The organism is Methyloversatilis sp. XJ19-13, from assembly GCF_024580155.1.
GTDB lineage: Bacteria > Pseudomonadota > Gammaproteobacteria > Burkholderiales > Rhodocyclaceae > Methyloversatilis.
This window is the reverse complement of sequence record NZ_JANINH010000012.1, coordinates 25,293-38,844: the sequence shown is the minus strand read 5'-3', so window position 1 is coordinate 38,844 and position 13,552 is coordinate 25,293. Positions and strand designations below refer to the sequence as shown.

General features: G+C 66.6%; 14 protein-coding genes. 1 reads left to right on the top strand and 13 read right to left on the bottom strand.

Going from position 1 to position 13,552, the window contains the following annotated elements:
* Positions 1 to 122 precede the first annotated feature (122 nt).
* The 7 genes from NMQ14_RS14800 to NMQ14_RS14770 form a co-directional block, all read right to left on the bottom strand.
* Entirely contained in the window at positions 123 to 851 is a 729-nt protein-coding gene (locus NMQ14_RS14800; RefSeq protein WP_257097348.1) for a transglycosylase SLT domain-containing protein, read from the bottom strand.
* Positions 852 to 1,303: 452 nt separating this feature from the next.
* Positions 1,304 to 2,122 (bottom strand): hypothetical protein, encoded by an 819-nt coding sequence (locus NMQ14_RS14795; protein WP_257097347.1) that lies wholly within the window; start codon positions 2,120 to 2,122, stop codon positions 1,304 to 1,306.
* Positions 2,123 to 3,286: 1,164 nt separating this feature from the next.
* The gene (locus NMQ14_RS14790) at positions 3,287 to 4,984 is read right to left on the bottom strand and encodes a mechanosensitive ion channel family protein (RefSeq protein WP_257097346.1); all 1,698 of its coding nucleotides are present in this window, start codon (positions 4,982 to 4,984) and stop codon (positions 3,287 to 3,289) included.
* A 303-nt stretch (positions 4,985 to 5,287) separates the two neighbouring features.
* A complete protein-coding gene (asd, locus tag NMQ14_RS14785) occupies positions 5,288 to 6,163 on the bottom strand; it encodes an archaetidylserine decarboxylase (protein WP_257097345.1) in 876 nt (291 codons plus the stop codon).
* A 296-nt stretch (positions 6,164 to 6,459) separates the two neighbouring features.
* On the bottom strand, positions 6,460 to 6,717 hold the full coding sequence (locus NMQ14_RS14780) for a MoaD/ThiS family protein (RefSeq protein ID WP_257097344.1): 258 nt from the start codon (positions 6,715 to 6,717) through the stop codon (positions 6,460 to 6,462).
* A 22-nt stretch (positions 6,718 to 6,739) separates the two neighbouring features.
* The gene (locus NMQ14_RS14775; RefSeq protein WP_257097343.1) at positions 6,740 to 7,909 is read right to left on the bottom strand and encodes a glycosyl hydrolase; all 1,170 of its coding nucleotides are present in this window, start codon (positions 7,907 to 7,909) and stop codon (positions 6,740 to 6,742) included.
* A 151-nt stretch (positions 7,910 to 8,060) separates the two neighbouring features.
* Positions 8,061 to 9,116 (bottom strand): PHB depolymerase family esterase, encoded by a 1,056-nt coding sequence (locus NMQ14_RS14770; protein WP_257097341.1) that lies wholly within the window; start codon positions 9,114 to 9,116, stop codon positions 8,061 to 8,063.
* 375 nt (positions 9,117 to 9,491) lie between these two features.
* Between NMQ14_RS14770 and trxC the strand changes: the two genes are divergently transcribed.
* Positions 9,492 to 9,911 (top strand): thioredoxin TrxC, encoded by a 420-nt coding sequence (trxC, locus tag NMQ14_RS14765; protein WP_257097340.1) that lies wholly within the window; start codon positions 9,492 to 9,494, stop codon positions 9,909 to 9,911.
* A 143-nt stretch (positions 9,912 to 10,054) separates the two neighbouring features.
* Here the strand turns inward: trxC and NMQ14_RS14760 are convergent, their stop codons facing one another.
* The 6 genes from NMQ14_RS14760 to NMQ14_RS14735 all read right to left on the bottom strand — a co-directional run bounded on the left by NMQ14_RS14760 (position 10,055) and on the right by NMQ14_RS14735 (position 13,549).
* Entirely contained in the window at positions 10,055 to 10,507 is a 453-nt protein-coding gene (locus NMQ14_RS14760; RefSeq protein WP_257097338.1) for a hypothetical protein, read from the bottom strand.
* 153 nt (positions 10,508 to 10,660) lie between these two features.
* Positions 10,661 to 10,852 carry a YjfB family protein gene (locus tag NMQ14_RS14755; RefSeq protein ID WP_257097337.1) on the bottom strand — a complete coding sequence of 64 codons (192 nt, stop codon included), beginning with the start codon at positions 10,850 to 10,852 and terminating at the stop codon, positions 10,661 to 10,663.
* A 272-nt stretch (positions 10,853 to 11,124) separates the two neighbouring features.
* Positions 11,125 to 11,604 (bottom strand): cupin domain-containing protein, encoded by a 480-nt coding sequence (locus tag NMQ14_RS14750; RefSeq protein ID WP_257097336.1) that lies wholly within the window; start codon positions 11,602 to 11,604, stop codon positions 11,125 to 11,127.
* 35 nt (positions 11,605 to 11,639) lie between these two features.
* Positions 11,640 to 12,101, bottom strand: a complete 462-nt coding sequence (locus tag NMQ14_RS14745) for a PaaI family thioesterase (protein ID WP_257097335.1) — start codon at positions 12,099 to 12,101, stop codon at positions 11,640 to 11,642.
* On the bottom strand, positions 12,079 to 12,681 hold the full coding sequence (locus tag NMQ14_RS14740) for a 2-hydroxychromene-2-carboxylate isomerase (protein ID WP_257097334.1): 603 nt from the start codon (positions 12,679 to 12,681) through the stop codon (positions 12,079 to 12,081). Before NMQ14_RS14740 ends, NMQ14_RS14745 begins: the two co-directional genes overlap by 23 nt.
* A gap of 10 nt (positions 12,682 to 12,691) precedes the next feature.
* Complete coding sequence (locus NMQ14_RS14735) at positions 12,692 to 13,549, bottom strand: CmcJ/NvfI family oxidoreductase (RefSeq protein WP_257097333.1); 858 nt, start codon at positions 13,547 to 13,549, stop codon at positions 12,692 to 12,694.
* Positions 13,550 to 13,552: the final 3 nt, after the last annotated feature.

Here is a 13,552-nt window from a genome sequence, read left to right as displayed (position 1 = left end):
GGGTGAGCATGGTGCAGTGCGAAAACTCCGGATTTTAGCTGTTCGGCGCGCGGCGCGGGCTGTGGTTTACCGTTGTCTGTCGCTTATCGGACACCGGGCTTGCGCCCGGGCAGGCGGACGCCTCAGATGGCGGCCTGTGCCGTCTGCATCGGCGGCGCGAAAAGACCCTGCAGGCGGCGGTACTCGTTCAGCACCTTGTTCGAGTACACCAGATCCGGATCCTCGATCGAACCGACATAGCGCTGCAGACCGCCTTCCACCGATCCCGCCGAGCGGATGTACTCGCGCAGCACCTGCGCGCCGACATGGATGCTGACGCGCGGTTCAAGCAGCGTCGCGTCGGGCCCGTGCAGCGCAAGCTTCTCCGGGTGGAAGCGCGGGATGACCTGGGTCAGTCCCTGCGCACCCCACACGCTCTCGGCCGTGGGATTGAATGCCGACTCGACGGAGATCAGCGCCACCAGCAGCAGCGGATCGATCCGGTATTGCGTGGCGGCGGAATAGATGTGCGGGATGTACTGCTCGACCGCTGCACGCGCCACGCGATGGCGGCGGGAAACCTGATCGATCAGCGCCTTCTGCTGCACGGACAGCTTTTGCGCTGACGCCGGTGCTTCGTCACGCGTCATGATGAAGTCGAGCGATGACGGCGCGTTTCCGCTGGCCGGCTCGATGGCGTTGATCAACGAGAACTCGGGCAGCGACGGCATGATCTGCGGTGTCAGCCCTGCTTCCGATACGCGCAGTCCGATGAATACGCTGACCATCACACCGACTGCCAGCAGACCGCCATGGGCGAAGTGAACGACGATGGCGAAGACGCCCTTGAAAACCGGATACAGCTTGTTCATGCAGCACTCCTTTCGAACGTCCGCACGGCGCCTCAAAAGGAGGTACGGCGGATGTCTGAGGGATCCTTGTCAGGGATCGTTGCCGTGACGCGCGTCGGACACGCGTACAGGGGCTTTTCGATCGCATGATTCGCGGCATGGGGATATGCCGGAACATCTGGACAGTCTGATCAGCGCAAGGCGCTGTCGGACCACGTTGAAACGGCGGATGACGTTGTCGTGATGGACACTCATCCGGAGGGGCGACCAAGCAACCCGGCCGCGATAGTGCTGATTCAGCGGAGTTTCGTCAAGTAAAGCTTCGTAAAGCGAAATGTCGGCAAGCGCCGGTGCATGACGTTCAATCAGTAAAGGACGGCCGCGAAACAGGCAACTAAAGGGCAACCAAAGGGGCAGAGAAGAGGCAGAAAAAACCGTGGAGGCACAAGGGCCTCCACGCGAGCAGAACACACTCAGGACGGACGTGAGCCCGTCGGGAACGGCCATGCAGCAGCCGGATTCAACGATGACTTGATGCCCGGAGTGGCAGCAGTCGACGGCGTGGCAGGCGCGGGAGCAGCCGGCGCAGGCGCCGGGTCGGACGACTTCGAAACCACCTTGGTCGCAGCCGGTGCAGCCACCTTCTTCGCTGCGGGCTTCGCTGCCGGCTTGGCCGCAGCCTTCGCCGGTGCAGCCTTCTTCGCTGCGGGCTTGGCCGCCGGCTTGGCCGCAGCCTTTGCCGGTGCGGCCTTCTTCGCGGCGGGCTTGGCCGCCGGCTTGGCCGCAGCCATCGCCGGTGCAGCCGTCTTCGCCGCGGGCTTGGCCGCCGGCTTGGCCGCAGCCATCGCCGGTGCAGCCGTCTTCGCCGCGGGCTTGGCCGCCGGCTTGGCCGCAGCCTTCGCCGGTGCAGCCTTCTTCGCTGCGGGCTTGGCCGCCGGCTTGGCCGCAGCCTTCGCCGGTGCAGCCTTCTTCGCCGCGGGCTTGGCCGCAGCCTTCGCCGGTGCAGCCTTCTTCGCTGCGGGCTTTGCCGCCGGCTTGGCCGCAGCCTTTGCCGGTGCAGCCTTCTTCGCTGCGGGCTTGGCCGCCGGCTTGGCCGCAGCCTTCGCCGGTGCAGCCTTCTTCGCCGCGGGCTTGGCCGCCGGCTTGGCCGCAGCCTTCGCCGGTGCAGCCTTCTTCGCCGCGGGCTTGGCCGCAGCCTTCACCGGTGCGACCTTCTTCGCTGCAGGTTTCGCAGCAGCTTTACTCGGGGCACTCGCCTTCTTCGCCCCCTTCTTTGCGTCAGCTTCAGCCATGACTACTCTCCTCTGGATAACAGGATTTGACAGCACCTCAGCCCCTCCGGTGGCGGAAGGTCCGTTCACGACGGTGCGCACCCTGCGCATCGCCAGGAACACTTTTCGGCCCATGCAGATTGCTCCGCATCTGCCTGCGGATCACCGATCCGCAGAACGCCCGGACAACACATGTCGTCCGGATGTCCGGTTCATCTTCGTTTGCAGCCCGACGCTGCTTACGACATTCAAAAGTACTTATGAAGGCTGGATCGCCCCATACCGTGAATTCCTTCGCGTGTATCGACCCTGGCAATCACCCGGGAGCCCAGCAACGGTGATGCAGCGCGCCGCCTTCGCGTGCACGACGCATGCAAACCTGCAATGACCGACCTCGTGCGGAACGGACACACGCACACGGTGACGACAGGATGGGAGGGCGGATGAAATGGCCGATCGCGATCGACTATTCGGAGTTCGGAACAGGGGAGATGCAAACGACTTCATCGGGGACAGGCGACCCGAATCGCCGGTCAGTGCGATAACTGACAAGAGGCTTGAAGATTTCGTCACAAGGGACTGATTCATGGGCCGAAAGTATTACATAACCATCAGGTTTTAAAGCAACAATCCACACAAAAGTCCAGATTTTTTTCCGGCTTTTGACCCGCGTTTCAGTCCATTATTGTTCTGGCATTATAGAAAGGCCTCCGGACCGGCATCCGGAAACCTTTGCTGGTAAAGGGTTACAGCACATCGGACATTTTTCGCAGAAGCGCTGGCGAGCGATTTCAGGCTGACCTGAAAGTGTTGCTAAGCTGCCATCGATATGCGCCGCTGAACGGTACCCGTAGTGTGCTGCGGCGTCCGGATGACTAGATACAGCGTCTTGCACCCATCGATTTTCCGACAGTGACCACGCCGTCACTGTGCACCGCGGGTCAGCCGGCGCCCGCGCAAAGCGACCCTGCAGAAGCGAGCGCCCGCCGCATGCGGCAATGCGTGCGCTGCGTCGACGCGGCAGTCCGGCACACCACCCACCGACAGCATCGAGATGACGAGGGGCACGAAGCTGTCGAGTGCGATCACGAGTTGGAGATGGTCGATTGCCGCGAACGGGCCGCGGACGAAGAAATCCGCCTCCCGATTGCCGGTCGCGAGGGGCAGAACGCAGGGGACAAGCGGTCAGACGCGTTCCGGTTCGTGCGGCGGCTGTGCCGGACTGGGCCACCATCCGGACTGCGGCACCACCTGCGGCGTCGGCGTATCGGCCATGTAGTGCGGCGACATGATCTGTACGCCGTACTCGTTGAACACGTCCTGGATGTTGCCGTGTAGCTGGTTCAGCGCTTCGGCGCGCCGCGCCGGCGCGCTCTTGTCGATCTGCGCGCACATCCTGTACTCGACATAGAAGTCGGACAGCGCTGTCTGCAGCACATACGGCGAAGGCGTCTGCGCGACGCCCGGCGTGCGCCGCGCCGCTTCGAGCAGCATGGCATGCACCTGTCGCCAGGGTGTGGCATAGCCGATGGTGACCGTCGTGTGCACGACGAAATGGCCGTCAGTCACGAGGCGGGAAAAGTTGCGCACCGGCTGGCTGAACATGACCGCATTCGGAATGCTCACCTCCTCGCCCATGCCGGTGTGTATCCGGGTGGCGAACAGACCGATGTTCATCACCGTGCCTTCGGTGTCGCCGGCCTTCACGTATTCGCCCGGACGCAGCGAGCGCGAGTACATCAGGCTGAAACCCGACAGCACCTGACCGACGATGCTGGAAGCACCGAGCGACAGCATCAGGCCGGCCAGCACCGACACCCCCTTGAACGCTTCGCTGTGCGAACCCGGCAGATACGGATACGCCATCGCCAATGCGAACAGCCAGATCACCAGATTGCCGAGGCGACGCGTCGGCCCCGCGGTATCGATGTCCAGCCCCGCCACGCGCGCTTCGCCGCGCTCGACCCGTTCGAGCAGTGCGCCGAGCGCCCTGGAGCTGATGCGCGCCAGCAGGAAAATGAGCACTGCGATCACCAGTCCGGGGATTGCTCCGGCGATGGCCCATGCGAATTGCGCGAGCACGTCGAGCAGCCAGGCGGTCGAGCGCTCGCCCCACGGACGGGACCAGGCGAACTGGTGCAGCACGAAACTGAGCCACGCGTCGATCAGGACCACGGCTGCCACCCAGCTCAGTCCGCGCGACACGGCGTTCAGCACGCGGCGGGCGTGCTCGGCATAAGTCGCCAGCAGGTCGCCGGCCGATCGGTCCTGCTGCCATGCCGCGAGACGTCGATCGAGCCGCTCCGCCAGTTTGCGACGCAGCCAGAACACCCCCCTCAGCAGCACCAGGGCGAGCAGCGTGGCACCAGCCGACCAGGCAAGCCCTTCACCGATGCGTCGCGCATCGCCCTTTTCACGCACTTCGAGCACCGCTGCCTGCAGGCGACGCCGCACCTCCTCGGCCGCTGCATCGAACGACAGGCCGAAAGACGGCCCGACATCGTCAGCCACCAGATGGAACACCCGTTCGCCATCAAACTTAAGGCTGGCAGTCGTGCCTTCAAGGATCAGCGTGATCGCCGCCGGCCCCCCGCCCGCCAGCATGCGCTCCAGCGTCGCCTCGGCCTGCTGCGCGCGCACCGCCGGCACATCGTCAAGCAACGTGGCGCGAAAGGTCACGATGCGGCGTCGATTCACGAACAGCGTGCCCTCCTCGACGTCGACGCTGCCGCCGCGCGACACCTCGAACACGGGAGGGTCAGCCGCAACGGGCGGCGAAGGCGGCGCATCCGGCCCCCGGGAAAACGCGCCGGCCGACCCGGTCGCGGCGCAGATCAGAAAGAACAGGCGCAGGCAGCGCAATGCGATACGGCGGGCGATCACGCACGTCTCCGGATCATGTCGATGGTCGCCAGAATGCTGTATTCCACGCAGGTCGTCCAATGCCGCGTCCGTCATGCCATGCCTGCCACGACGACGGCCGCTCCGGCCGCGGCAGCGGGCTGCTCTCCGTGGTCACGGACATGTCGTCGGGTAGCTACAGGTGCTTCGCCCATGAAGCGTTCGAATCGTGCTGTACAGCCCCACCGACACAATGCGGCTTAGACCACGAATGACCCGCAAACCGTCGAGTATGCGGATGTCGCCACGACCCTCACCCGACGCGGGCGGCCTTGACGGCTCCGGTCAGCGCCCCGGCGCTGCCACCATCGCTTCCGCCATCTCCTCGCCCATGCGCACGCTGCGCCCGGGCGTCCAGTCCGCACGTGCGCGCAGCACGTTCTTCGGGAACAGCATCACCACCGTCGAGCCGAGCAGGAAGCGACCCATTTCCTCGCCGCGCGCGAGCCGGATGTCCTGCTCGTCGTAGCGCCAGTCACGCAGCGTGCCCGGGCGCGGCGGGTTGATCAGGCCGTGCCACACGGTCTGCATGCTGCCGACCGCCATGGCGCCGACCAGCGTCAGCACGAACGGTCCGAACGCCGAATCGAACAGGCACACGACACGTTCGTTGCGCGCGAACAGTCCGGGCACACCGGCCACCGTCGCCGGATTCACCGAATACAGCGTGCCCGGCACATGGATCATGCGCCGCAGCCGCCCGTCGCACGGCATGTGGATGCGGTGATAGTCCTTCGGGCTCAGGTAGATCGAAATCGCATCACCACCCTCGAAGGGCGCAGCCAGCGCCGCGTCGCCGCCCACCAGCGCCTGCGCGCAATAGGCGTGCCCCTTCACCTGCAGGATGGTGGCGTCACGCAGCGTCACGCAGTCGATCACCGCGCCGTCGACCGGGCTCACGAAGGGCGCGTCGGCCAGCGGACGTACGCCGTCGCGCAGCGCGCGGGTGAAAAAATCGTTGAAGCAGGCGTAATGCGTCGGGTCCGGATCGGCGGCCTCGCTCATGTCCACGCCGTACTTGCGGATGAACCACGGAATGATGCCGCGCGTCCATGGCGCGCGGGAGTTGGCGACGAACTCGGCGAACCGGGTCAGCGCCTGCTTGGGCAACACATGCTGCAGCTGGACAAACAGTCGATCGTAAAGATCAGAAGACGGCATCGGACAGTCTCGTGAGGGGGCCTCGCACGCCCCGGCGCCATTTGCGCCATGCGACGCGCAACAGCGTATGACGGGCCGCCGCCGCGCATTCTGCGGCTGTGACCGGGTGGTGGCGCGGAGCGGATGGCTCGCCAACGGCAAGCGCCCCGGATTTTCGGTCCCGCATATTAATGGAAGCGATCAGCGAGGGCACGGCATTGACGAGGCCGGCAGGTGCGCCGTACCGGCGTACGGCGCAAGTCGCGACGCCGTGGCACTGCAATGTATCTATGCAGTGTGCAACGACGGGGTCGTGTTCAGCCGCCGCTGAGCGCCTGCACGATGACCAATTCGCCGTCGGCGCGCAGCGGCTGCGCGAGGTCGCGTACCTGTTCGCCGTCGAAGAAGATGCGGATGTGACGGCGGATGCGACCCTGTTCGTCGATCATGCGGAAGCGGATGCCGGGGTACTGGCGATCGAGCGCGTCGAGCACGTCGGCCAGCGTGGCACCGGACGCCTCGGCATGAGCGCTTTCAGTGTAGGCGCGCAGGGCGCTCGGGATCAGCACCTTCATCGGACGGTTTTCCGTGCAGCGGTCACAGCGCGGGCCGTTCCGCCACCTCGACCGCATAGATGTCGGGCAGGTGCTGCGCAATGCAGGTCCAGTGCGCGCCCTCGTCGGGACTGGCCCACAGCTCGCCGCTGGTGGTGCCGAAATACAGGCCGATCGTGTCCTGGCTGTCGGCCGTCATGGCCTGGCGCTTCACCGTCCACCACGCCTGAGCCCCTGGCAGGCCGGCATCGAGGCGTTGCCAGCTCGCACCGGCATCGCGCGTGACATACACGGCGGGCCGTCCGTCCGGACTGGTGCGCGGCCACACCGAGGTGCCGTCCATCGGAAACACCCAGGCGGTGTCGGCGTCGCGCGCGTGCACCACCATCGGAAAGCCGATCTCGCCGACCTCGGGCGGCATCGTGTCGCCGATCTTGCGCCAGCGCGTGTCCGGCCGGTCGAGCCGGTAGATGCCGCAGTGATTCTGCTGGTACAGCCGGTCCGGGTTGGTCGGGCACAGGCGCACGCAGTGCGGGTCGTGGAAGCTGGGTTGCGAGGCATCGAAACCTTCGACCACGTCGAGGCCGTCGATCAGCGGCGCGAAGCTGCGGCCGCCATCGAGCGATTCATGCACGCCGCCGCCCGACATCGCGAAATACAGGTGCGCCGGGTCGCGCGGATCGACGATGATGGAATGCAGCTTGGGCCCGTCGGGCGTGCCGTCCTGCGCCGTGCCCATCCATTTCAGGTAGTCCGGATGGTCGTTGATGCAGGAGAACGGCGTCCAGCTGATGCCGCCGTCGTCCGACCGGAACAGGCCCTGGGGCGAGGTGCCGGCGTACCACACGTCCGGTTCGATCGCCGGGCCGGGCGCGAGCCAGAAGGTGTGGTCCACGCTCCGGCCGGCGCTCCCCTCGACGCGGGCGAACGCGGGCGGTCGTGCCGCTTCGGTCCAGTTGGCACCGAAATCGGTCGAGCGGAAGATCGTCGGTCCCAGGTGACCGGTTTTCGCGGCAGCCAGCAGCGTGCGGCCGTCGCGCGGATCGAGCACCACATGGCTGATGACGTGACCGAGGAAGTGCGGCCCGTCGGTGCGCCAGCTGCCGCGCGCCGGGTCGCCGTGATAGAACCACGCGCCCTTGCGGGTCGCGACCAGCAGGGTGACCTGACGTGCCGGGCCGGACGGCCGAAGCTGGGTGTTTTCGGATGACATGATGTGCTCCTCGTGCAGGCGTGACGCCGATGCCGGGTCGACGAACGACGGCTGCCGATTTCGACAGCGATCGAAGCGTCAAACCGGATCATCCGCCCGACGGGGCGCGTTCGGGAAGCACGCACGGCACCGGGTTGCGCTTCGACCCGCCTCAGGATTTCAACTGCCGGGCGACAAACGCCCACACCATGCGCGACGCATCGGGGCCCTTCACATCGCCATACGGTTCGCTTGCAGCGCCACCGCTCCACGCATGCGCGAGCCCGGCGATGCCGATCTGCGTGACCACGGTGCGGCCACGCAGCCTGTAATCGGTCACTGTCATCGGGTGCCGCTTGCCGCGCTGCACGGTACGCGCCGCCACCGCCGAAGCCCCCGCAGCTTCGGCCCACAGTTGCGCAGCGGAATCGCCATTACCCGGCGCAACCACCGCGTCGCGTCCGCCGTGGATCACCAGCAGCGGTGGCAGATCGACCGCCGGCGTCATCGGCACAGCCGGCAATGCCCCTGCCGGACGCCGCCCGCGCATGGCGCCGAGCGCGCTCAGCGTCGAATGCGCGCTGCCCGGCGGCACGCCCGAATGCATCACCAGCGCACGGAATCGCGCCGGGTGCCGCGTGACCAGCAACGCCGCCATGCTGGCGCCGGCCGACAGACCGGCCACGGCGACCCGTTCGCGATCGGCCGGATAGAGCGTGCAGACCTGATCGATGGCGGCCATGATCAGCGCCACTTCTCCCCATGCGCGGCCGGATTGGGTGTCGAACCAGTTCCAGCAGCCCTGCGCATTGGCCAGCCGTTCCTGTTCCGGATACAGCACCAGAAAGCCCTCGCGCGCCGCGATGCGGTTCATGCGCGTACTGGCAGCGAACCCCTTTGCGTCCTGTCCGCAGCCGTGCAGCATGACCAGCAGCGGCACCCGTTCGCCGGATCGGATGCCGGCCGGGCGATACAGCCCGTAGCGACGCGCACCGGCCGGGCCGATCGCCACGCCCGGCAGCCACTGCCCGGCTGCCGTGGCGCCCTTGCGCGGCTTGACGGCGGTGCGTCCGCGTGCGACCGGCTTGACGCGCGCGACCGTCGGCGTGACCGCCTTGAGCGCACGCCGCGTGGCCGGCAATGCCGAGCGCAGCGCCGAGCGCTGCAAGGTCGCCAGACTGCGCGTCATGCTCCTGGTGAAGATCGAGGTCCAGCTGCGTTTGGCCATCCGTTCGGGTCCGTGTACCTGCTTGCCATGGGGTCGCGCCGCATTCCACCTATATATATGCAGGCACGGCCATCCATCTGCTTCTACAGCATGTACGCCCGACTGCACCGGAACATTGCAGCGGCTCACACCTTCGCCGCGCAACGCGCCATCAGGTCGACTTTCGTGCCGGCCGGAGTCTCCGCCGATATCGTGGTGCGACGCTCGGCCATGTCAATCCGGACGTGATCGTCCGCTTCCGACGCACGCGCTGCCTCCGGCGCGCAGACAGCGGTTGTTTTCGCTCGATTCCGCCTCATCTATCGCAGCATGGGGCGGGCTGGAACGGATATGCCCTTCGGCCCGTGCGCCCTCTGTCCTTGAAGGAATCGAACCATGCTCATCGTGTGTCCGCACTGCAGCACGACCAACCGCGTCGCGGACGAGCGCCTCGACGACCAACCGGTGTGCGCGCGCTGCAAGCAGCCGCTGCTGGCGGCCGAACCGTTCGCGCTGAACGACCAGACCTTCACTCGCTACGTGCAGACGACGGAGTTGCCGGTCGTGGTGGATTTCTGGGCCGACTGGTGCGGCCCGTGCAAGGTCATGGCGCCGCAGTACGCGGCGGCGGCCGCGCAACTGCCCCGCGTGCGCTTTGCCAAGGTCGACACCGAAGTGGCGCGAGACACGGCCGCGCAGTTCCAGGTCCGCAGCATTCCCACGCTGGTGCTGTTGCGTGGCGGCCAGGAGGTCGCGCGCAGATCCGGTGCGATGAGTGCCGCAGATCTCGTGCGATGGATTCGATCAGTGACCTGATGCAAACGCGCCGCGCACCGAAGCACGTCAATCGCGCCTCGTCAGCCCGGATCGCGGTTCCTAACCCAGTCCAGGTCGAGTTTCCGACAGCCGGGTGAGCCCAGGAAAAGACCGCACGAAATGACCGCGCAATGCGTCGCCCTTCATTCGGCGACGATCACGCCCTTCGTGCCGGCGTCGAAGTCGGCCCACGTGTCTTCGCCGGTGAGGCGGCGATCGCCCTGGATGGTGAACAGGACGGGGCCATCGCGGAACACGAGTGCGCCGTCGCTGCGCTTCGCCTTCACCCGCTTGCCATTCACCCACACCCGTTCGCGACGGTCGATGCGCAGCGTGGCGAAGGTCGAGCCATCCGCGGCCCGGGCGATCCATTGCCCGGCATAGGGCGTGGCGGGACCGGCGCCCGCGGGCGCCGCGGTCACGAAACCGGCGGCGGCGTTTTCAGCGCGCGTTTTCGTGATGTCGCAGCCTTGCAGTTCCGACATCTGGGTGCAGCCGGAACGTTCGAGCTGCCGCGCGTACTTCGCGTCGATCGCATGAGCCGGCGCGCCGGCCAGCAGGCCGATGGCGGCAACAGACATCCAGCATGACTTCATGGGCTCACCTCGCCTTGCCATCGCAGTGCGGAAGCGGGCGCATGCAGGACGCGCGAGCCCGCTCCGGTTCGAAGCGGAAGCGTACCAACAAGTACCGCCGTCCGCTTCGTTCGACCGCAACCGCCGGGTCGGCGCACGACGCGAGCGAAGCGCTCAGGCGTAGGTGTCGATCAGATGCGTGCCGGACGATCCGGCCGGCAAAGGTGTGGGGAGGGCCTGCAGCAGTTGCAGCGCACTGGCGGCCTGGATGTCCAGCGCCTTCTTCAGCACCAGCGTGCCGGCGGCGTCGGCCACCCTTGCCTGCGAAAGCGCCGTGGCGGTACGGGCAATGGCGGATACGTCCATCGGAGAACTCCTTGCGCCGGAACATGGCGTGAAGTCAGGGCTAACGACCGCCGGGCTCACGATCTTGAGGATCACTTGCCGATGGTTGGGGAGCGCGTTGGGCATCGCTGCGCTCACCCCAACCTACGAATGAAGCGAGGTGGCAAACCCGGCCCCGGCACGTAGGTGGGGGTGCGCGCAGCGATGCCCAACACAGGCCGAGGCGCAGGCCGCATGGCGGAAGTTCGCGCGCCACGCGCCGTAAGATCGCTCTGCTCGGGCTGACCGCCGCCTCAGTACGCGCTGCCATCCTTGCGGCTGAATGCCCACTGACCGTCGATCAGGTCGGCCTGCAGGTCATCGTCCGGGTAGCTTGCCTGGTCACCGCCGCTCCGGTCGCCGATTTCCAGATAGACCACCGCCGCGGCCGTGTCGTTGATCAGGCAGTGGGCGTTGCCGCTGCCGGCCGGGAAACCGGCGCACATGCCGGGTGCCAGGCGCGTCAGCCCTTCGTCGGTGTGCAGCGCGGGCTGCCCTTCGAGCACGTAGATGAATTCGTCCTGCCGGCTGTGCGCATGGCGCAGCGCCGACACGGCGCCCGGCTCGAGCCGCGTCAGATTCACGCCGAAGTTGTGCAGGCCGAACAGGTCGCCCAGCGCACGTTTCGTGCGACCCCGCATGCGCGACGCGAACGGTTCCGGATAGAGCGATGGCCGGGTTCGGGGCGCTGCGTCTGCGGCAACAAGGGCGATCGGGCGGGTGTGTTCCGGCATGGTCGAGTCTCGCGATGGGGGTGACGAGGCGTGATTCAGGAATCGGAAGAAACCGGGTCCCGACGACCGGGATCCTGAAGGATGGCGCAGGTCGCCCTGATCAGTGCAATCGTCCGGTTGCCGACGCGAAATTCGCCGGAGGCGACGCACTGCCGACGGCCGATGCGGTGCGCATGAATGCGGCCGATCAGCCAGTCATCTGCCGTGCTCGGGCCGAGGTAGTCGATGGACAGGCTGGCCGTCACCATCCGGGTATCCGCCGGCATCTGCGCGGCGATGAAGCCGACGATGAAAACGTCGGCCAGCGTGGCGATGGCGCCTCCGTGCGTAATGCCCAGCAGGTTGCAGTCGTCGGCGGTGATGCGGGCCATGAAGTGATCCGCGCGCGCCGCGTCGGCGGTGAACACCGTGCGGCCGCCGAAGAACGGCCCGCGCAGCACCCGCGGCGTAAAACCGGCCAGCGTGCTGCGATCGTCAGGTGCGGCAGGCGGCTGCATCGAGTGCGTCCTCCAGTTGTTCGTTGCCCCAGTACAGGTCGTCGCCGACGAAAAAGCTCGGCGCGCCGAACAGGCCGCGTTGCGCCGCGCGTTCGGTCTGTTCGCGCAGTGCCTGCTTCGCGTCGGGCGACTGCGACCGCGCGATCAAATCGTCGGCAGGAAGACCGAGCGCGTCCAGAATGCCCAGCATCGCTGCGACCTCATTCATTTCCGCGTCATGCACGAAATTCAGTTCGAACACGCGGGTGCAGAAGGTCGCGATCCACGGCGCATCCTCGTTGGCGAGCGCAATGCGCGCCGGCAAGAGGCTATTGCGCGGGAATTGCGAAGGCTTGCGCCAGGGCAGCCCGTGGCGCGCGCACTGGCGCTCGAGGTCGGTCCACATCCAGGCGAACTTGACCGGCTGCTGCAGGAAGGGCGAACTTTCCCAGCCAGCGGAGCGGAAGATCGGGCCGAGCAGCAGCGGGCGCCACGCCACATGCACGCCGCGCTCGCGGGCCAGTGCCTCGATGCGCAGCGTGCTGAGGTAGCTGTAGGGGCTGGCGAAGTCGAACCAGTATTCGACAAGCGGATCGTTCATGACGGACCTTTCAGTCGAAAAGTACGAGGCAGCGCGCCTCGATGCTGGCGCGCAGCGGCGCATCAACAGGTGCCGCCGGATCAAGGAAGGCAGCGTGCGGGGTGAATCGTGACACGCCGCTCGCCTGCGAGTCGTATTGCTTGAACACCAGCACTTCATGCTTTGCCATGTCTGGAAAGTAATGCCAGCGATGCTGCGGCGCATGCTTCAGCAGATAGATTTCACCGCTGCGTTCCGGATAGCGGATGTGCGCCGCCACCAGATCCTGCGCCATCACAGACCGCGCATCGCACATCGCCAGCGGTGCATCGACGACCGGCTCGATCAGCGGCCGCCACACATTCACCACCGCGTAGCGACGGATGCGTGCTCTTGCCGCGTCATCGCGCAGCACGAGGCCGAGCCGCGCCAGACCGCTCGCCTCGGAGTAGTCGTTGTGCACGCGTCCGACGGCCGAAGCCTGCGCATGCTGCCGGCCGAAGGTGAGGTGCTGTTCGCCCCGGTGGCGCCGGCGCACCTGATGGTCGAAGCACAGCACACGCCTCGCGCCGGTGGCGTCGCAGGCGATGGCCTCGACTTCCGGGTAGTAGCGGGCGCGGATGCGTTCGTCGTCGTCGAAGGCGGCGAGACCGGTCGGGGCGTCGCACAGTTCGAAGCCGTGACGGTCTAGCAGGAAGCCCTGCGCAGCCGGGCGGGCGTCGGCGATGTCGACCCGGTGCGTGCGGTAGCTGCAGTTCTCCCACGGTTCGCCGTCGGGCGGCGGGTACATGTAATTGACCGGCGCACCTGCGCTGTCGTGCAGGTAGTCCAGCCCACCAGTGGTCCGCCGCGTATCAAGGCGCGGATCGCGTTCGTCGTGACTGGTCATTGG